At 58.2% G+C, this 19,550-nt stretch carries 19 protein-coding genes; 17 read left to right on the top strand and 2 right to left on the bottom strand.

What is annotated here, in order from left to right; genetic code table 11:
- Window positions 1–56 precede the first annotated feature (56 nt).
- The 4 genes from G485_RS0124050 to G485_RS0124035 all read left to right on the top strand — a co-directional run bounded on the left by G485_RS0124050 (window position 57) and on the right by G485_RS0124035 (window position 4,159).
- Complete coding sequence (locus G485_RS0124050) at window positions 57–1,235, top strand: copper amine oxidase N-terminal domain-containing protein (RefSeq protein ID WP_027094647.1); 1,179 nt, start codon at window positions 57–59, stop codon at window positions 1,233–1,235.
- Between the two features lie 144 nt (window positions 1,236–1,379).
- Window positions 1,380–2,822 carry an AMP-binding protein gene (locus G485_RS28685; RefSeq protein ID WP_027094646.1) on the top strand — a complete coding sequence of 481 codons (1,443 nt, stop codon included), beginning with the start codon at window positions 1,380–1,382 and terminating at the stop codon, window positions 2,820–2,822.
- Between the two features lie 190 nt (window positions 2,823–3,012).
- A complete protein-coding gene (locus G485_RS0124040) occupies window positions 3,013–3,843 on the top strand; it encodes an FHA domain-containing protein (RefSeq protein ID WP_027094645.1) in 831 nt (276 codons plus the stop codon).
- 127 nt (window positions 3,844–3,970) lie between these two features.
- Window positions 3,971–4,159, top strand: a complete 189-nt coding sequence (locus G485_RS0124035; RefSeq protein WP_027094644.1) for a hypothetical protein — start codon at window positions 3,971–3,973, stop codon at window positions 4,157–4,159.
- A gap of 128 nt (window positions 4,160–4,287) precedes the next feature.
- On the opposite strand, the gene G485_RS0124030 is transcribed toward G485_RS0124035, so the two are convergent.
- Window positions 4,288–5,019, bottom strand: a complete 732-nt coding sequence (locus tag G485_RS0124030) for a hypothetical protein (protein WP_027094643.1) — start codon at window positions 5,017–5,019, stop codon at window positions 4,288–4,290.
- Between the two features lie 436 nt (window positions 5,020–5,455).
- On the opposite strand from G485_RS0124030, the gene coxB reads away from it, so the two are divergent.
- The 6 genes from coxB to G485_RS0124000 all read left to right on the top strand — a co-directional run bounded on the left by coxB (window position 5,456) and on the right by G485_RS0124000 (window position 10,877).
- Window positions 5,456–6,466, top strand: a complete 1,011-nt coding sequence (coxB, locus tag G485_RS0124025; RefSeq protein WP_027094642.1) for a cytochrome c oxidase subunit II — start codon at window positions 5,456–5,458, stop codon at window positions 6,464–6,466.
- 30 nt (window positions 6,467–6,496) lie between these two features.
- Window positions 6,497–8,344, top strand: a complete 1,848-nt coding sequence (gene ctaD, locus G485_RS0124020; protein ID WP_027094641.1) for a cytochrome c oxidase subunit I — start codon at window positions 6,497–6,499, stop codon at window positions 8,342–8,344.
- Window positions 8,341–8,958, top strand: a complete 618-nt coding sequence (locus G485_RS0124015) for a cytochrome (ubi)quinol oxidase subunit III (RefSeq protein ID WP_027094640.1) — start codon at window positions 8,341–8,343, stop codon at window positions 8,956–8,958. The genes ctaD and G485_RS0124015 overlap by 4 nt, the downstream gene beginning before the upstream one ends.
- Before the next feature lie 4 nt (window positions 8,959–8,962).
- Window positions 8,963–9,283 carry a cytochrome C oxidase subunit IV family protein gene (locus G485_RS0124010; protein ID WP_027094639.1) on the top strand — a complete coding sequence of 107 codons (321 nt, stop codon included), beginning with the start codon at window positions 8,963–8,965 and terminating at the stop codon, window positions 9,281–9,283.
- A 78-nt stretch (window positions 9,284–9,361) separates the two neighbouring features.
- Window positions 9,362–10,273, top strand: coding sequence for a cytochrome c oxidase assembly factor CtaG (gene ctaG / locus G485_RS0124005; RefSeq protein WP_027094638.1), 912 nt, complete (start codon window positions 9,362–9,364; stop codon window positions 10,271–10,273).
- A gap of 139 nt (window positions 10,274–10,412) precedes the next feature.
- Complete coding sequence (locus G485_RS0124000) at window positions 10,413–10,877, top strand: DUF420 domain-containing protein (RefSeq protein ID WP_027094637.1); 465 nt, start codon at window positions 10,413–10,415, stop codon at window positions 10,875–10,877.
- Between the two features lie 56 nt (window positions 10,878–10,933).
- Here the strand turns inward: G485_RS0124000 and G485_RS0123995 are convergent, their stop codons facing one another.
- Window positions 10,934–11,860, bottom strand: coding sequence for an RluA family pseudouridine synthase (locus G485_RS0123995; RefSeq protein ID WP_156922568.1), 927 nt, complete (start codon window positions 11,858–11,860; stop codon window positions 10,934–10,936).
- Between the two features lie 168 nt (window positions 11,861–12,028).
- On the opposite strand from G485_RS0123995, the gene G485_RS0123990 reads away from it, so the two are divergent.
- The 7 genes from G485_RS0123990 to G485_RS0123960 all read left to right on the top strand — a co-directional run bounded on the left by G485_RS0123990 (window position 12,029) and on the right by G485_RS0123960 (window position 19,528).
- Entirely contained in the window at window positions 12,029–12,754 is a 726-nt protein-coding gene (locus G485_RS0123990) for a hypothetical protein (RefSeq protein WP_027094635.1), read from the top strand.
- Window positions 12,755–12,778: 24 nt separating this feature from the next.
- Window positions 12,779–13,204, top strand: a complete 426-nt coding sequence (locus G485_RS0123985; protein WP_027094634.1) for a GntR family transcriptional regulator — start codon at window positions 12,779–12,781, stop codon at window positions 13,202–13,204.
- Window positions 13,182–14,102, top strand: coding sequence for an ABC transporter ATP-binding protein (locus G485_RS28070; protein WP_051318549.1), 921 nt, complete (start codon window positions 13,182–13,184; stop codon window positions 14,100–14,102). The genes G485_RS0123985 and G485_RS28070 overlap by 23 nt, the downstream gene beginning before the upstream one ends.
- Complete coding sequence (locus G485_RS0123975; protein ID WP_027094632.1) at window positions 14,099–15,004, top strand: ABC transporter ATP-binding protein; 906 nt, start codon at window positions 14,099–14,101, stop codon at window positions 15,002–15,004. The genes G485_RS28070 and G485_RS0123975 overlap by 4 nt, the downstream gene beginning before the upstream one ends.
- Window positions 14,997–16,277 (top strand): ABC transporter permease, encoded by a 1,281-nt coding sequence (locus G485_RS0123970; protein WP_027094631.1) that lies wholly within the window; start codon window positions 14,997–14,999, stop codon window positions 16,275–16,277. The genes G485_RS0123975 and G485_RS0123970 overlap by 8 nt, the downstream gene beginning before the upstream one ends.
- Window positions 16,278–16,534: 257 nt before the next feature.
- Window positions 16,535–17,479 carry a methylenetetrahydrofolate reductase gene (locus G485_RS0123965; RefSeq protein WP_027094630.1) on the top strand — a complete coding sequence of 315 codons (945 nt, stop codon included), beginning with the start codon at window positions 16,535–16,537 and terminating at the stop codon, window positions 17,477–17,479.
- Between the two features lie 849 nt (window positions 17,480–18,328).
- Window positions 18,329–19,528 carry a Gfo/Idh/MocA family protein gene (locus G485_RS0123960; protein ID WP_051318548.1) on the top strand — a complete coding sequence of 400 codons (1,200 nt, stop codon included), beginning with the start codon at window positions 18,329–18,331 and terminating at the stop codon, window positions 19,526–19,528.
- The last annotated feature ends 22 nt before the right edge of the window (window positions 19,529–19,550 follow it).

The raw sequence follows: 19,550 nt of genomic DNA, 5'->3' as shown, positions 1-19,550 counted from the left end.
CTTGTCCTACATTAGAAGAATAGTTTTACAATTCATGGGAGAAGGGGAATGCATAAGTGAAACGTTGGTCGATGCTCGGATTGACCGGGCTGCTGCTGTTCGGACTGGCCGGAACGGCTTCGGCGGCGAGCAAGCCGCAAGAGATTAAAGTTCTGTTGAACGGGAAAGCGCTGACCTTTCAGGTCGCTCCGGCAAGCATTAAAGGAAGCACCTTCGTGGAGTTTCGGTCCTTGTTTACGCAGCTGGGGTACACGATCAACTACGATGCCAAGACGAAGACGATCCAGGCCAAATCGGACGAACACGAGATCAAAATGACCGTAGGCGGCGACGTCGCGTTCGTGGACGGCAAGACCGTTCCCATCAACGGGCAGCTGCAATCGTTGTCCGGACGCACGGTCGTAGGCGTACGCTTCATCGCGACGCTGTCCGGCAAGGACGTCAGCTGGGATGCGGCGGCGTCCACCGTTCAAATCGTGGACAAGGGACCGACCGCCCAGGAGAAAGCGGCCGTTCTCGGCCTCTTCGATAAGCTTAAGCTGGCTGAAGCCGCTTCGGATTCGAAGGGGATCATCCAGTTGGTCGCGGAAGACGCTCCGATTCGCGAGGCGTTAGAACAGACGCTTCCGGCACGGATGGAGCGGGTAAAAACGTCCACCACCGTTTTGGACAAGAAAATCGTCTCCTTCTCCAAGGACGAAGCCGTCGTTGTGACGAAGGAGCGGACGGAGCGGGTCAGCGGGGACTATTATTTCAACAACACTTCGGAAAATCAATATACGCTGCATCCGGACGCCTCGGGCCAATGGCTGATTTACAACATCGAAACGCTGGGCGTCGAATACGACAACCCGGACGCTCTGCTGAATCAGGCCGTTGCCGTTCCCGACGAAGACAAAGCAGCCATCGATGCGCTGCTTAAAGCGCAGAACGACGCTTACAACGCCGAGGATACGGATGCGTTCAAGGCGACGGTCGTCCCCTTCGAGGGATTGGATGAGACTTTGGAATCGCTGAAGAATGTTTTCTCGCAGGTTGACATTACCTACACGATCGAGAAGTCGGCCATCGTCAGCTTCGGCGACGACCGTGCCGTCGTCGTGCAGTCCAAAATCGCCGAAGTGAAGGAGCAAGACGTGAAGATTCGCTTGATTCAAGGGAACGAACTTGTGAAGCAAGACGGCAAGTGGCTGTTCGATCAAACGGAATACGTGCTTAAGCAAGAGCAACTATAGAAGGTAGTCTTTCCTCAACCCCCGCCTGGCGCAGACGCCGGACGGGGGTTCTCTTTTGTTATCGGCTGCCGCGCGCCGCAGTCATAGTTTGGACAGGTAACCGAATAAATTGGTTAAAACAAGAGGGAAAAGGACGGGATCAAAGTGGATATTGCCCCCGACGTTCGGCCGGAAAAGCCGTGGCTGCTCCGTTATCCTTGGCAGGTACCGCACCAATGCGAATACCCCGGCGGGAACGCCGCCCGGCTGCTAATCGCTTGGGCGGAACAGCATCCGGCCGCGAGCGTCCCTGCTATCGGCGCATCCTGGACCTGCGCCAGCCTGCTGCGTTCCAGCCGCAGATTCGGGAACGCCTTGCATGGGCTCGGCTTCGCGAAGGGCGACCGGGTCGCCGTATGGCTTCCCGCATGCGTCCAATCGCTAGTAGCGTTCCTCGGCGCTCTGATGGCGGGAGCCGTGGTTGTTCCCATTGATACGGAAGAGGAAGAGGAAGAGGAAGAGGAAGCTAAGCGGCGGCTCGTCGATACCGGCGCCGTAGCACTGGTCGTATCGGACGACCGCCTGCCCGGAATCGCCTCCCTTCGGGACGGTACGGCGCTGCGAACGGTGATCGCGACTTCGGCCGCGGACGGCCGAAGCGCTCTTCTCGGCCGTCTTCGCTCGCTGCGGCATATCCGCCCCGGCAGACAGGGAATCTTCCTTCCCCGCCAGGACGGCATCGAGCGATGGAGCCGTCTGCTCGGTTCGTTCGCGGATACGGCGGTTTGCGTGGAGGCGGACGCGGCGAACGATGCGGCGATGATCCGCTACACGCGGGGGACGACGGGCGTTCCCAAAGCCGCGAGGCTGACGCACGCCAACTTGATTGCCGGCGCCGTTCAATACGAGGCCTGGCGTTATGAGGATGAGGAGGCGCTGCTCCGGTATTTCGCCGACCTGGCATTCGGACGAAGGGATTACGCCGCTCGGGAACGGGCGGAGTACGGGCTTGCGGAAGCGGCCTCGGCCGTGCTGGCGCAGCCGCCGAACCGGTTCCGAATGCCGGGAACGACCGGGCTTCCGCTTCCGGATACCGAGGTCAGAATCGTAGGCGAGTCGAATCTCGAACCGCTCGCACATGGGGAAGTCGGCGAATTGGCCTTGAAAGGCCCGCAAATTGCGGCGAGCTATTGGAACGGGAAGGAAGCCGCCGAAGGCACGAGAATAGACGGCTGGCTCCGAACGGGAGATATGGCCTTCATGGACGAGGACGGTTTTATCACTGTCGTCGAACGCAAAATCAACCGAATCCGGAAGGAAGAAGGGCCGATTTATCCACGGGCCGTCGAGCGCGAGCTGCGCAAACACCCGGGGATCGCAGACGCCGCCGTCGTCGGAATGTCAGACGAGTCCGGGGAAGAGATCGTTCAGGCGTACGTCACGTTAAGGCAAGGGTACCGCGTATCCGTTAGTCAACTGCAACGGTGGGGCTTGGAAAGGCTTGGTTCCCATGAAGCCCCGGTCCGTTATGAAATCTGCGATCAGCTCCCTTCTCACCGGCGGCTGCGGGAGGAGTTAATGTCAGGAAATAACCTTAATAACGCCTAAAAAATGGGTTGTCTTCGTTGCTGCCCGGCGACAATTCCGGTATACTGGAGTCGTGTCCGGCAAGCGGAGGACAATCTTTTTTACAAAGGAATAGTAAGCGTTTACAATAATCAGAATCAATCGCATCCAACCGGGGGTGAAGACGTTGCCCGTTCGTTCCGATATAGATATAAGAGGGGGGATCGAATTGATGGTGACGGTCGTGGACCGGGTCCGGGGATCCGGCCTGCGGGCGTTGGTGACAGGAAGGTGCCGACTCGGCGCGCGATCGCCGGAGCAATCGAGGAGGGCTCGGGGAACGAAGACCCGTTCGCCTGCAAGAACGGCGAGGTTGTGGGGAGCGGGAACGGCGATAGGCTTCGGATTCGGCGCCGCGCCCGCGAATGCGGCCGATCGCACGACGGCGACGGCCGCCCAGGCGAGCGTCGGCACGCTGCCGCTTCTGGCCGCGATGGGAATCGGAATCGCCGTGGCGGTCATCGCCGTTATTGCGTTCTTGCAAATGACGACGAAGGCGAAGAACGCGCAGGACGAGGCGGAAGAGGCTTTCGACGAGGCGGAGGGCGATCCCGTTCGATCCGGGCCCGAGCCCCTTGGCGCTAAGGCGAACGCAGCCAATCCGCGGAATACCTTGCCTGAATATACCGTTCCGCTGCCGCCCGTGCCGGATCGCCCGGAAGCAGCCCTTCCGGCCGAGAAAGGCTGCCCCAGCCTGTGGGGGCTTGAAGGGGAATTTGCGGGAAGCGGCTTCAAAGTGTCGGACCGTTGGCTGACCCTCGGCAGGGACGCCGCGCAATGCGGGCTGCTGTTTCCTTACGACGCCAGCGAAGTCAGCCGCAAGCATTGTTCGTTAAAGTACGAAGAGGAGCGCGGTCTGTTCCTGCTGGAGGATCATCATTCCTCGAACGGCACGTTCCTGTCCGGCGGAGAAAGGCTCGAACCGGGTCTCATTTATGAGCTGCAGCCCGGCAGCCGCTTCGCGCTGTCCGGCTCGAAGCACTGGTTTGAAGTCCAATTGTGACGGTTTTGCTTTTAACCCCGCCCGTTTACTGGTATAATGGGAAAGTGAAGTTTGAATTGTCTGACAACCGGGGTGTGACAGCAACAGCCATAACTTGCGGGATTCGTTCCGCCGGGAGGGACTTACAATGGCAAAACGAAGCCACAACGAAGTTCAGGAAAGTCTCAGAGAATTGACTAGAATTTTCCAACCCAAGGACCCGCGCAAGTTCGTTAAAGATTACATCCGCAAATATCGGATTACAGGCGGTTACGAAGACGAGTTGACTCTGCTCGTGGAGCGAGAGTTGGTTAAATTAAATTCACCGGCTTCTTAGGCGGGTGAAGATCGGCTTGCGGCTCTCGGGTCTGCGGCCGGTCTTTTTTTTATGATTCGGAGAACTGTGTAACGCATCGCCGACAAAAGAGACCGCCCGGCTTCTGGCTGCCGGGCGGTCTCTTCCGCTTAGCGGGGCGTTCCGCTCTCGTATAAAGGAAGCGGAATTTCGTCGCTTGAAGCGAACGTGTACTTCATCAAACGGTTGAACCGGGGCGTCAGAGGAGCAAGCGGCTTCCCGCCCCAGGATTGCTTGGCGAACTCGAGCATCTGATTGACGAATTCCTTGTTCGCCGAAATATGAACTTCCTGGACGCGGGGGTTGCTTCGGCGAACGGTGTCTCCGATCACTTGCTTCAGTTCGGAGGAGAGGTCCGAGACGTCTTTGTGGGTAAAGTAGGAATTGTAAGGAGTGGCGACCCGGGGGCCGACATCCGTGCGGCCGCCCGTGTCGACGTTGTACACGCCTTCGGTCGTCCCGGTGTTGTCCTGTTCCCGTGTGGACGCGCCTCCGTGCGATTTGGTCCCTGTTGCCGTCCAGTCCGTCAAAATGGCGACGTAAGCGTTCTTGTCGGTCAACATGACGATGGCGGCGTTGACGCCGGGCAAGCTTTTCACATCGTAGGACGCTTTGGAGCTGTATTCGAAATACCGGTTGTCATGCTGCTTCGGATTGTGCGTTAACGAGCCGTAAGAACGGACTCGGGTCATCTTCGGATCGTTCTTCGCGCGGCTGGCGTAATCGTTCGAACTCTTCTGATAATAGGAGGTGTAATTGCACGCGGTCAATCCGCAGACGAGAGCCAAACCGCAAACGGTCGCCAATATCCGGCGCCGCGCAAGCGAGTGTCGGGCAGCCATGGTTCCATCCTCCTTGGGAAGCTTCTTGCCCTAGGGTTTGCGCAACGGACGAAAAGTATGCCGAGTCAACATACATAAAACCAGGTGTCTTTGGTAAAAGATGATGGAGAGAAAAGGTCGCCGCGATCCGGTTCGGCCCCAGCCAAGATAACGTTTGCACGGGGCGCTCGGAAACCCTTTCAGGCCTCCGCCAAGGTTCGCTTAACGAGCCGCAAACCCAGTAGCACCAACGATTTTGACAGTTTTGAGAACAATTTGTGAACTGGTCTGTGAACATTGACAAAATGACGTGCCAATCTTTATAGTTATTAGAGTGATTAGGAAGGTTTTTGTTTCCAGACATCCATGAAACACACGTAGACTGTGTCGCCACAAGTTTCCAGGCAGTCTATGAAAACGTCGAGATGGGGTTGAAAAGATGAATCGGTGGCGTGTAATGAAGCGGCTTGTCCCGCTCTTGGCGGGGATGGTACTGCTCTTGTCGGCGTGCGGGAGGGACGATCTGTCCACGCTCAAACCGCAAGGCCCTGTTGCCCAGGAGCAATTCAACCTGATGAAGCTGTCGATCAGCATCATGGCGCTCGTAGTCGTGGTTGTATTCGCCATTTGTATTTATGTCCTGCTCCGGTTCCGCCGGCGCAAAGGCGACAATTCGATTCCGAAGCAGGTCGAGGGCAACCACAAGCTGGAGATCATCTGGACGGTCATCCCGCTTATTCTGCTGTTGATTCTCGGCGTTCCGACGATCAATACGGTATTCGGATTGTCCAAGGACTACTCCAACGACAAGGACGCCTTGAAGGTCAAGGTGACTTCTCACCAATACTGGTGGGAATTCGAGTATCCGGACTACGGCATCACGACGGCCCAGGAACTGGTCGTTCCGACGGGCAAGAAGGTCGAGTTCGAACTGGCGTCCGCCGACGTGAAGCACTCCTTCTGGATTCCGTCCATTGGCGGCAAGATGGACACGAATACAGGCGTTACGAACAAGATGTATCTTGAATTTTCGAAGGAAGGCATCTTCCGCGGCAAGTGCGCCGAGCTATGCGGCCCTTCCCACAGCTTGATGGATTTCAAGGCGAAAGCTGTCGACCAGGCTTCGTTCGACCGCTGGGTATCCGCAATGAAGGCACCGGCTCAATACGCGGAGGACAGCAAGATTAAGGAAGCGTTCCAGAGCAAGTGCTTGTCCTGCCATGCCATCGGTGAGACGAACAGCGGTGCGAGCGCGCCGAACCTGACGGGCATCGGCAGCCGCGAGACGATCGGCGGCATCCTGTACAACGACGAGACGCCGATCGAAGATAACCTCAAAGAGTGGATCACGGATCCGAACAGCGTCAAGCCCGGCGCGACGATGCCTTCCGCGAAGGACATCGGCCTCACGGACGAGGAACTCGACGGCATCGCCAAGTACTTGGCCAACTACAAACTGGACTACTAAATCGGCAAGGAGCGAAGGGGGTACGCGGCTTTGGCTGCACACGCGCACAAGGTCAAGCGGTATCACGGATTGTTAGACTGGCTCACAACCGTTGACCACAAAAAGATCGGGATATTGTATCTTCTGGCGGGCGGATTATTCTTCCTTGTCGGCGGTCTGGAAGCGATTTTGATCCGGATTCAGCTGATCAAGCCGATGAATAATTTCGTCGGAGCCGACACCTTTAACGAATTGATTACGATGCACGGCACGACGATGATCTTCCTTGCCGCCATGCCGCTGCTGTTCGCGTTGATGAACGCCGTCATTCCGCTGCAGATCGGCGCGCGGGACGTCGCGTTTCCGTTTCTTAACGCGCTTGGCTTCTGGACCTTCTTCTTCGGCGGCTTGCTGCTGAACATCAGCTGGTTTGCGGGCAATGTGCCCGACGCCGGCTGGACGTCTTACGTGCCGCTGGCCAGCCCTACTTACAACTCCGGACACGGCGTCGACTACTACGTGCTCGGCTTGCAGATCGCCGGTATCGGTACGCTGCTCGGCGGCGTCAACTTTATGGCGACGATCATCAACATGAGGGCACCGGGAATGTCCTTCATGCGGATGCCGATGTTTGCATGGACGATCTTTATCACTTCGGCGCTGATTGTCTTCGCTTTCCCGGTACTTACGGTCGGCCTGGTCGCTCTGATGTTCGACCGGTTGTTCCAGGCGAACTTCTTCGAGACGGCGAGCGGCGGCAGCGCGGTATTGTGGGAACACGTCTTCTGGGTGTTCGGTCACCCTGAGGTTTACATTCTTATTCTGCCGGCTTTCGGAGTGATCTCTGAAGTCGTCAGCACCTTCGCCCGCAAGCGGCTGTTCGGCTACAGCTCCATGGTGTTCGCCACCGTCCTGATCGCCTTCCTGGGCTTCATGGTCTGGGCGCACCATATGTTCACCACCGGTCTCGGCCCCGTCGCCAACGCTTTGTTCTCCATCGCGACGATGCTTATCGCGGTGCCGACGGGGGTCAAGGTATTCAACTGGCTGTTTACGTTGTGGGGCGGTTCCATCCGGTTCACCGCCGCTTCCATGTTCGCGATCGGATTCATTCCGACGTTCGTCATGGGCGGCGTAACCGGCGTCATGCTGGCCGTAGCGCCGGCCGACTACCAATACCACGACACCTACTTCGTCGTCGGTCACTTCCATTACGTTATCGTCGGCGGCTTGGTGTTCAGCATTTTCGCCGGGCTGCACTACTGGTGGCCGAAGATGTTCGGCCGCATGCTGAACGAATGGATCGGCAAGCTGACGTTCTGGACGTTTTTCATCGGCTTCCACTTGACGTTCTTCGTGCAGCACTTTCTCGGCTTGCTGGGGATGCCGCGCCGCGTATGGACGTACTTGCCGAACCAAGGGTTCGACACGATGAACCTGATCTCCACGATCGGTGCTTTCCTGATGGGCGTAGCCACGATCGCGTTCCTTGTGAACGTCGTCGTGACGTCGGCCAAACCGCGCAACGCCAAGGCCGACGCCTGGGAAGACGGACGCTCGCTCGAATGGTCGATCCCGTCGCCGCCGCCGGAATACAACTTCAAGCAACTGCCGCTCGTTCGCGGCTTCGATGCATGGTGGAAGGAGAAGATGGAAGGCCATACCGAGATGACGCCCGCGGAACCGCCCGGCCCGATCCATATGCCTTCGCCGTCCTTCCTTCCGCTCATCATGAGCATCGGATTGTTTATCGCGGGCTTCGGATTCATGTACGATAAGCTGTATCTCGCCATCGGCGGGATTGCCGTTACGCTGTTCTGCATGTTCCTCCGCTCGGTGTTCGACGATCACGGCTTCCATATCGAAGAAGAGGAACAAGAGAAGGGGGTGCACGCATGAGCGCGCATGAGATCGCAAACGGACAGTTGCCCCATGAGCCCGAGAAGGCGACCCTGGAAGGGCGCAACAAGGTGCTGGGCTTCTGGCTCTTCCTTGGAGCAGAGACCGTGCTGTTCGGCACCCTGTTCTCGGCCTTCCTGGCCCTTCGTCACAACATCGGCGACGGCCCGAAGCCTTCCGAGCTGTTCGAGCTGCCGATGGTATTCGCGGCTACGATGATCCTGCTGTTCTCCAGCTTGATGAGCGTATTCGCGGTTCAAGCGATGCACCGCAACCAAGTGAAGCCGATGCTGGGCTGGCTTCTGATCACGATCGTGCTCGGCCTGGCCTTCCTCGGCCTGGAAATTTACGAGTTCACGAATTACGTCAAAGAAGGCCATCGCATGAATACGAGCGCGTTCAGTTCCTCGTTCTATACGCTGGTCGGCTTCCACGGCGCGCACGTCGCCTTCGGGGTTCTGTGGATCGGCTTGCTCATTCTTCAAATTTTGAAGAAAGGCCTGACCGTCGTCACCGCCCCCAAAATTTATGTGTCGGCGATTTACTGGCACTTTATCGACGTAGTATGGGTATTCATCTTCACCGTTGTTTACCTGATGGGAAAGGTGGGTTGACCAGATGTCGAGCGGCAACCATTCGGTATCCGAAGGAGAAGCTAGACGCCATAAGGTCGAAGGCCCGCGCAAGCATATCGTTGCCTTCGTGCTGTCCCTCGCACTGACGCTGATCGCTTTCGCCGCAGTGGCGGCGGGCGAGATCAATACCCAATTCACCTACATTATTCTTGTAGGTATGGCCATGATTCAAGTTTTCGTTCAGCTTGCGTTCTGGATGCACATGAAGGATCGCGGCCATATGTTCCCGATTATTGGCATCGCGTTCGGCGTGATCGTCGTGTTTACGATGGTCATCATGGCCAGCTATTGGGTATGGTGGTAATCGTTACAGGTTAAACTGCAAAGAGGCGGGCCGCGTTCCCGCCTCTTTTTCACTTTCTATCGAAAGGGGGAGAGCGAAGTGTTGGGCTTGGAGTATTTTTCGTTCAGCGATTTGTGGAGCCCGTATTTTCTCGTCTTCATGCTGGCCGTTGCAACGCTGTACGCCTTTATCGTCGGTCCTTGGCGCGAACGGTTCGCCGATTCGGAACCGGTCCCCATCGGCAAGCAGTTGACGTTCTACCTGGCGGCAGTGCTGCTCTACTTCGTCCACGGAGGACCGCTCAGCCTGCTCGGGCATCTGATGTTTACGTTCCATATGACCGATATGGCGATCTCTTATGTCATGGTTCCGCCGATGCTGCTCTATGCGATTCCCGCATGGCTGTGGCGGTCGCTATTCCGGCTGCGCTTCTGGAGACCGCTGAAGTTTCTCGCGCAGCCGCTGTTCGGACTTTTTCTGTTCAATTTGATGTTCTCGGTGTATCACATCCCGGACATTCACGATTGGATCATGGTGCACTACTTCGTACACGGCGTTTACTACGTCGGGCTGCTCCTTGCCGCTCTGCTGAACTGGTGGCACATTCTGTGCCCCGTCCCGGAATGGGCGAAGCTGACTTCGCTGCGCCGGCTCGGCTACATTTTCCTTAACGGCTTGCTGCTGACGCCCGCGTGCGTCCTCATTATTTTCGCCAGCGAACCGCTGTTTTCGGTTTACAACGATCCGCAGGTATGGGCGCAAGCGATGCGCTATTGCGTGTCCGGCAATCCGGCCGAGCTGCTCGCGCAGTTCAAGGGGCCGGGATTTTTCAGCGTCATGGGGCCGCGCGAAGACCAGCAGCTCGGCGGGATCGTCATGAAGCTGCTGCAGGAGTTTATCAACATCTGGGCGCTGTTCACGGTCTTCATGCAATGGTACCGGAAGGAACGGGCCCAAGAGGACGATCCGGCGTTCGACCATGCGTCCTCCGGACGTTTGAACAATGTGTGACGTTGCGTCGTCTGCATTTGAACATCTTGCGGGCGCAAGGTACAATGTTATCAGCTAGGAGCCTCCCCGCCGGCAACGGCGTCTCATGCGCTTGCGGACAGGCTTCCATCAATCGTCCATTGGAGCAGGTGAACTGTTCATGTCCTGGTATGAGATTTTCCCGACCGTCAGTACAAGCTTTATCGCTCTGAGCGCGATATTGGTCGCGATCGGGTGGCGGCTGATCCTCCTAGGCAAGCGGGAAGCCCATCAGAAGGTGATGCTGGCCGGAGCGGTCGCGGCCGTGCTGTTCTTCCTGATATACGTGTCGCGAACGGTCTTCGTGGGCAACACCGAATGGGGCGGGCCGGACAATCTGAAGACGCTGTATACGATCTTCCTGATTTTCCACATCGTGCTCGCCATGGTTGCGGCCGTGTTCGGCATCACGACGCTGACGCTGGCGTTCCGGCAAAGCTTTGCGAAGCACCGCAGATGGGGACGGGTGACCGCCGTCATCTGGTTTATTACCGCCATTACCGGCATTACGGTTTACGTGCTGTTGTATTTGTTGTATCCGGGCGGGCATACGAAACCGGTGATCAACGCGATTTTCGGCATTTGACCGATGAAAAAAAACGGTTGGGCAAGGCGCAGTCGCCTCGCCTCAACCGTTTTTTATTACGAGGTTTCCGCGGTGCGGAACGGGGCCAGAAAAGCCTTGGGCAGCGGGCTCTCGAAGCGCAATCGCTCGCCGGTCGCCGGATGGACGAACGCGAGGACGCTTGCATGCAGTCCGAGGCGGCCGATGGCTTTCGAGCGGGAGCCGTACTTCTTGTCGCCGACGATCGGATGACCGATGTCCTGCATATGGACGCGAATCTGGTTTTTGCGCCCCGTCTCCAGACGAACCTCCAGCAAGGAAAAACCTTCGCCCGTTCGCAGCGTCTTGTAATGCGTAACCGCATGCAGCCCGTCGCCCGGGTGGGGGCTGGAGTACATTTTCAGCGTCTTGCTCTCCTTCAGCCAGGAGGATATCGTCCCTTCCGCCTTCCGCACCCTTCCCTCCACGAGCGCGATATAAGTCCTCTCCTGCACCGCTTCCTGCCAGTTGTTCTGCAGCGCTTGCTGAATCTTCTCGCTCTTGGCGTACATCATGACGCCCGAAGTGTCGCGGTCGAGCCGATGTACGATAAAAACGCGGTTCGACGGATGCTGCCGCCGAACGTGGTCCATGAGCTGGCGGTAAGCGGTAACGGCCTCCGTATCATGGGGCGAAGCGATCGAGAGCAAGCCGGCCTCTTTGTGAACGACGATCAGATCGTCGTCCTCGTAAAGAATCGATAGGCCGAGCAGGCGCGGCTTTTCTTCGATTCGCTTCTTGCTTATCGTGACGGAATCTCCGGCTTTCAACGGGTAATTGTACGCCGTCTCGGCGCGTCCGTTCACTGACACCTGGCCTCTCGCCAGCATCGATTTGACGGAATTGCGCCCGGTGTGGGACAAACGGCTGAGCAGAAAAGGCAACAGCTCCGCGGCTTCCGGCACGGCGAACGTCTTGGCGTCCTCCGGCTTGCGGCGATTGCCCTGCGGTTTTCGAATCATCATTGGCCTCCTATAAACAACGAACCGTCTGTCCCTATTATAAGACTGCGAAGAGACAAAGGAAAACGGGCCTGGATTTTCTCCTGTTGACAGGAAATTCCCATTGTGTTTATACTGTATATAACGATATACACAGTATAAACACCGCCTTTAGGATAGGAGGTCCCGAACATGAAGGAATGGCGGGCGATCGTCGCCATCGTCGCCTTCGAGCTGCGAAGGGAATGGACCGGAGTGGCGGTAACGGCTTTTTTCGCGATTTACTTTGGCGTCTTCGTCACAGGCGCCCTCGACGTACCAGACGTTCACACGGGTGCGGATCGCTATTTGAACGGGATGCGGGATTGGCTTTATTTGTTCGGTTTCCCGCTATTCGGCTGTCTCATGAACCGGACCGTCTTCACCTATTGGCGGAACGACCCGTTCACCCGGCGAATCGCCCATTGGCGCACGATGCCCATTCCGATTCGCGCCATCGTCGGGGCGCGGATTGCGCAAGCCGTGCTCGTCATGGCGATTGCGGGAAGTCTGTTTATCGCGATGCAAGCGATCGCTCACTCGAGTTTCGATAAGACGGCCGGGGCGGCGGAATGGATAGCGGCCGGTCTTGTCTGGATAGGGTACGGGTTGACCGTCCAGGCGGCTTACCTTTATCTGGAGCTCGGCTTCCCTGGGAAGATGTTCGTCATATGGTACTTGGGATATACGCTTCTGGTGGGCCTGATCAGCGCTCTGGCGGCCTGGCAAGACGTCAGCCTCATTCGGGAAGTGCTTCGCGCCGTATCGAAGCAGCCCTTGCTCTTGCCGGCGGCGGCGCTTCTCGTCGCAGCCGTTGCGCTCGGGCTTGCCTATCGATTGACGATTCGCCGGATGCAAATCAGGAGGTATATCTTCTGATCCGTCAGGAGAAGGGGTGGGCATGTGTGGATACCGATTCAAATTGACGAGAACCGCCCGGAGCCCTTGTACCATCAGATCGAGACGCAGCTCCGGGGGCTTATTCTGGGCGAAGAGCTGGCCGAAGGCACATTGCTGCCCTCCATTCGGGAGCTTGCCGTCGCACTCAAATGCAGCGTCATTACGATACGCCGGGTGTATCAGGATTTGGAGAGCGAAGGCTTGCTCCGAACCCGGCAGGGCACGGGGACGTTCGTGGCCGGCGTCGACGCGGTCGTCCGGGAAGGCCATCGGCACGAACGGGTCGTCGAAGCGTTCGAGAAGGCGGTGGAGACCGGCTTGCAGTTGCATTGCACGCCTCAGGAGATGGAGAGCATCCTTCGGGATGTGATCGCCAGACGAACTGCGGGACGAAAGGGGGAGGCGGATGACCGCGCATCCGAGGAATGATATCGCCGTATCGCTTCGCCAGGTGGTCGTTCGGGGGGAACGGTTCACGTTAGGGCCATTAAACGTGGAAATGCCGCGCGGACTTGTGACCGCCATCGTCGGTCCGAACGGCTCCGGCAAGAGCACGCTGTTCAGGCTGCTCATGCAGTTGGAGCCTTACCGCGAAGGCGAAGCGGAGCTGCTGGGAGAGCCGGTGCGGCCGGAAACCGACGAGAGCGTCAAGCTGCGCATCGGCTACCTTGCGGAGCTTCCTCACGCTTACGAGGACTCGCTGACCGCGGAAGAGAAGGCCCGCTTCGCGGCCAAGTGGTACCCCGGATGGGACTGGGACCGCTACCGCAAGCTGCTCCGCAGCTTCGACGCCGACGGCACCGCCAAGCTGCGCAAGCTGTCCAAGGGCATGCGGCGCAAAGTGGAGCTGGCCATCGCCATGGCCCACAACCCGGAGCTGCTGCTGCTTGACGAGCCATCGTCCGGCCTGGACCCTTTTGCCTGGAAAACGATGCTGAGCGAGCTGGGGCGCTACATGGAGCAAGGGGACCGCACCTTGGTGATCGCGTCGCACATTACCGAGGAAGTAAGGCGGCTGGCCGACTGCATCCTGTTCCTCCATCGGGGCAAAAGTCTCGGATTCTACGAGAAGGATGCGCTGTTCGACGGCTGGCGCTCGATCGTACTGGCTTCGCAGGAGCCGGACGCGCAAGCCAAGCTGGCCCGGGCGCCCGGGCTTCAAGGCTTGACGGAGTCCGCCCCGGGGATTTACCGGCTGGAGACCGATCTGCCCGAAGAAGCGGAAGCGTACGGCCGGTCGGCGGGCTGCCAGGTGATGACGGTTCGGCGCATGGAACTGGAGGAAATTCTGGACTGTCTCATTCGGAAGGAGGAAGCAAGGCGATGAAGCCGTTAGTTGTAGAGAAAGTCGTGAAGCATTACGGCGACAAAACCGCCGTCAACGGCATCGGCCTGGAAGTGGCCGAAGGGGAAATTTACGGTCTGCTCGGCGCCAACGGCGCGGGCAAGACGACCACGATGCGAATGGTGCTTGGACTCATTATGCCCGATCAGGGAAGCATCCGTTATTTCGGCAAGCCCTATGGACAAGAACAGCTGCGCATGCTCGGCTATTTGCCGGAAGAGAGAGGCATGTATCCGAAAATCCGGGTGAGCGACCAAATCATCTATCTGGGGCAACTGCGCGGCATGAAGCGCAAAGACGCCGACGACAATCTGAAGAGGTGGCTGGAGCGCTTTGAAATCTCGGAATATTACAACAAGAAAGTCGAAGAGCTGTCCAAGGGCAACCAGCAGAAAATCCAGTTCATCGCCGCCGTCATCCACCGTCCCCGCATTCTCATTCTGGACGAAGCGTTCAGCGGTCTGGACCCGGTGAACGTGGAGTTGCTCAAGTCGACGGTGAAGGAACTCCGCGACGCGGGCACGAGCATTCTGTTCTCCACCCACCGGATGGAGCACGTCGAGGAGCTGTGCCGCAACATTACGATCATGCACCGGTCGAACCCCGTGCTGCAGGGATCGATCAAGGAGATCAAGTCGCGCTTCCCGCAGGAGCGGGTCGTGCTTGCGGCCGACCGGCCGGTCGAAGGGCTGGAGCAAATTCCAGGCGTGCTCGGCATGACCCGGCACGAGAACGGGGGCTATGAGCTGAAGGTGCGGACGCCCGACGTCGCTCAGCAGGTGCTCCGTCACGCGCTCGTGCAAGGTCCGGTTCGAAGGTTCGAGCTGCTGGAGCCGACGCTGAACGAAATTTTTATCCGAACGGTAGGTGACCGCCATGAATAGCATGTGGACCGTCATGTCGTTTACGATGCGGAACAAAATCCGCAACAAATCGTTCATCATCACGACGGTCATTCTGGGCATCGTACTCGTCGTGGGGGCGAACGTTCCTTCCTTCATCAACAAGTTCGCGTCCGGGGGAGGACCGACGAAGGTCGGCTACGTCGCGGGTGAGCAGGGCTCGATCGTCCAAGGGCTGGAGGCTTACTTCGGCAAGCAGGAGAAGCCGGACGTCAGCCTCGTGCCGGTCGAGGCGTCGGGATCGGCCGAGGATCGGACGGCGGCGCTCAAGCAAGCGATCGCCGACAAGAAGATCAAAGGCTATCTGCTGTTCGCGGACAACCCGGAAGCCGGCTTCCCGGATGTGACCTATTATTCGAAGAAGATGCTGGACACCGGCACGTCGGAAGCGCTGCAGACCGCCCTGCGGACGGTAAAGACCGAGCAGGCGGTACGGGACGCGAAACTGACGAAGGAGCAATTGTCGAAGCTGTTCGATCCGGTGAAGCTGGAGGCCGTTCAAATTAGCGACGAGGCGACCGGCAAGACGGCGGAGGAGCAGGGAACGGCGATCGGACTGACGTACGCCATTCTGATTCTGCTGTTCATGTCCGTTATGATCACCGGGCAGTTGATCGCCACCGAGATTACGTCCGAGAAAAGCTCGCGCGTCATGGAGATCATCGTCACAAGCGTATCTCCGCTTAAGCAAATGTTCGGCAAGGTGATCGGCACGTTCCTCGTCGGGCTGATCCAACTGGCGGTGCTCGTCGGAGCGGCGGTCGCCAACCTGATGTTGCCGCAAAACGTCGAGTCCCTGAAGTCGTTCGGCATCCGGCTGGACACGATCAATCCGAAGATGATTGTATTCGCCGTCTTCTTTTACCTGGCCGGATTTTTCCTGTACGCGATGCTGTTCGCGGCGGTCGGCTCCATCGTCAGCCGGACCGAGGACTTGGGCCAGGCGGTCATGCCGGTTACGATGCTGTCGCTGGCCGGCTTCTACATCGCGCTCTTCAGCCTGTCGCACCCGGACAGCCCGCTCGTCGTCGTCTGCTCCTACATTCCGTTCTTCTCTCCGTTCATCATGTTCCTGCGCATCGGCCTCGCGAACCCGGCGTGGTGGGAGATTGCGCTGTCGGTCGGCATTTTGCTGGCCAGCGTTCTGATCCTCGGCTGGTTGTCCGCCAAGATCTACCGCGCCGGCGTGCTCATGTACGGCAAGCGGCCGTCGGTCAAAGACCTGATGAAGGCGATGAAGGCTTTCAACGTTTGATAGACGCTCTCGCCGCCGACTTCCCTATGTTTCGGCTTAAACCGCCGGGCATAGGGTTGTTTTTTTGCAGGAATCGCTCGACGGTGCGTCGTTCGGTCGTTATAGTCTGCGGCTATAGCCGGTTATAAAAATTTGGTTTTATGGATAAGCAAAGAAAGGCTTCAAGCCGCAATATCGAAGTGTTAAACTGGAAATTAGAAGTTGTAACCGCTTTGAAGAGGACGCACCTTCGATACTCTGCCTTAAGGAGAACACGAATGCTCAAGCAGAAAATCGCAAACCGGCAAGCCGGCATTTTGACATACGGCATGACGCCCCCGAAGCAAACGTACGACAAGGAGAAAATTGCCGAAATCGCGCGCAAGCAGGTGGAACGGCTGGCGGGAAGCGGTATCGACGGCTTGGTGCTGTACGACGTGCAGGACGAAGCCGACCGCATCGACCAGGATCGGCCGTTCCCGTATTTGTCCACGATCGATCCGACCGAGTACAGCCATAAATATTTAAGCGGATTGGACGTTCCGAAAATCATCTACAAGGTGGTAGGCAAGCAGACGAGCGAGGAACTTGCGGATTGGATCCGGGCGGACGGGGGAGAGGACCGCTTCTCCGTGTTCGTCGGCGCCTCGTCCGGCAAGCAGGCCGTCACGATGCGGTTGCCGGAAGCTTACAGGCTTAGCGGCGAGCTGAACAGACGGCTGACGCTGGGAGGCGTCGTCATTCCCGAGCGCCACGAGAGCAAGGGGGACGAGCACCTGCGCGTGGTCGGGAAGCAGAACGGCGGATGCTCGTTCTTTATCTCCCAGGCGGTGTACGACGTGGAAGCATCGAAAAATTTCTTGTCGGACTACTATTATCATTGCCGGGAGAACGGCATCGACATGGCGCCTATCCTGTTCAATCTGGCTCCGTGCGGCTCGCAGAAGACGCTGGCGTTCATGAAGTGGCTCGGCATCAGCATACCGAGGTGGTTGGAGAACGAATTGCTTCATTCGCACGATATTCTGGAGAAGTCGGTTCGCCTGTCGCGCGAAATTTTCGAGGAGCTGTTCGAATTCGGTCTGGAGAAAGGGATGCCGATCGGCTGCAGCGTCGAGAGCGTGTCCACGCGCAAGGTGGAGATCGACGCGTCCGTCGAGCTTCTGCGCGAGATGAAGCGGTATATGGAGAGCCGGCTGCAAGCGGGCGTGGCAAGGGGATAACCCGGAGACGAAGACAGGGGAGGCCGTTCGGAACGCAGACGATTCCGGGCGGCCTCCTTCGTCGTTCGGCGAGGCGAGGATTGGGACATGAGGCGCAGTCGGACGATAGGAGCCAGGGGGCGAAATTGCGGATAGGAACTATAGGGCGAAATTGTGGATAATGTGATTAAATTGGGGATAAGTTTGGGGATAACCTGCAGAAATCGCCAGGCTCGCTGAAGGCGAGGGGGCGTTGCTGCTGCAGCAAGACTCGGTAATGATGCCACTGCAATTGAACTCAACTACCGCGCCAAGACTGCCGTTCGTCATCGTCAATCGTCGTGAACATTAAGGCAAGTTGCTGTGCCCTACCATAGAGCGTGCCTTCCGTTTCGATGTCGGACAATCGAATCGTCAAGTTTGAAGCAACCAGAGAGCCGCAAGAGAGGAACGGAGTTCCTCACATCCCCCCGCCTCTAGTTCGCCCATCCGCCACCGGCTGTGCCGCATGCCTGCTCCTGCTCCCGCCATTCCCCTCCTATAGCGCCAACTCTTAACTGTCGTTTCGCACTTTCCTTGTTCGTTTGACTGTGGTTACGCAATGCCGGAATCGAGCCTTTCCACGCTGACGGATGTGCTAAAATGACCCTGAACGGCAACTTAAAACGCTTACGCGGGAGGCGAACACGCCCTGCCGGAAACGCGCGCCATGCCGCAGCGGCAACGGCGCGGCCGCTTTCCTGCCATTGAAGCGGAAATGACAATCAAACGCTTGGCAACGGCTGCAAGACGGTCTCAACCGGCGAAGATCGCCGCAGCCGAGCGGAAGGCGTTGGCTTGCCGAGGCTGAGAACGGAGGAGAAAACACGCATGACAGTTCAATCGAATGGGCAAAAGGCGGAAACGCCTAAGGTGCGTTATGGAATCGTCGGCGTCGGCAACATGGGCAGCTCGCATGCCGATCTGCTGTGGTCGGGCCGCATCGCCGGCGCGGAATTGGCGGCGGTATGCGACGGAAGCGAGAGCAGGCGGGAGTGGGCGAAGGAGCGCTGGACGGACGTGGCGGTGTTCGAAAATTCCGAGGCGATGCTGGAATCCGGCCTTGTCGACGCCGTTCTGGTCGCCTGCCCGCATTACGATCATCCGTCCGAAGCGATCCGCGCCTTCGCCAAAGGCAAGCACGTGCTGATCGAGAAGCCGGCCGGCGTATACGCGAAGCAGGTGCGGGAGATGAACGAAGCGGCCGCGGCCAGCGGCAAGAAATTCGGCATCGTCTACAACCAGCGCATGAATCCGCTGTACCGGAAGCTGCGGGAGCTGATCGCTTCCGGCGAGCTCGGCGAGATCCGGCGAACGAACTGGATCATCACCGACTGGTATCGTTCGCAAGCCTATTACGACTCGGGAACGTGGCGCGCGACGTGGGCCGGCGAAGGCGGCGGCGTTCTGATCAACCAGTGCCCGCACCAGCTGGACTTGTGGCAATGGACGATCGGCATGATGCCGACGCGTATTCGCGCCTTCTGCCAAGAAGGGAAGCACCGGAACATCGAGGTAGAGAACGACGTAACGGCCTACGCCGAATACGCGAACGGCGCCACGGGCGTGTTCATCACGTCCACCGCGGACGCGCCGGGCACGAACCGCTTCGAAGTAACCGGCGACCGGGGGAAAATCGTCATCGAAGACGGGAAAATGACGTTCTGGCGGCTGCGGGTGCCGGAGTCCCAATTCAACGCCGGCAATTCAACGCCGTTCGCACGGCCCGAATGCTGGAAGGTCGAGATTCCCCCGCAAGGCGAGAACCCGGAGCATGCCGGCATTATCCAGAACTTCACCAATGCCATTCTGCACGGCGAAGAGCTGGTCGCGCCGGGAGAGGAAGGCATCCTCGGCCTGACGATCTCCAACGCGATCCACCTGTCCTCCTGGACGGACGACTGGGCGAATTTGCCCTTGGACGAAGAGCGTCATTTTGCCGAATTAAGCAAGCGGATTTCCCGCTCGACCTTCAGGAAGGATACAGCCGCGGCGGCGTCCAAACCCGTCGATCTGAGCAATACGTTCTAACAAACGAACGAACTCGATGTGA

Origin of the sequence: Cohnella thermotolerans DSM 17683, from assembly GCF_000429825.1 — a bacterium.
Lineage (GTDB): Bacteria > Bacillota > Bacilli > Paenibacillales > Paenibacillaceae > Cohnella > Cohnella thermotolerans.
Note: the sequence above shows the minus strand (reverse complement) of the source record. Positions and strands in the feature narration are given on the sequence as shown.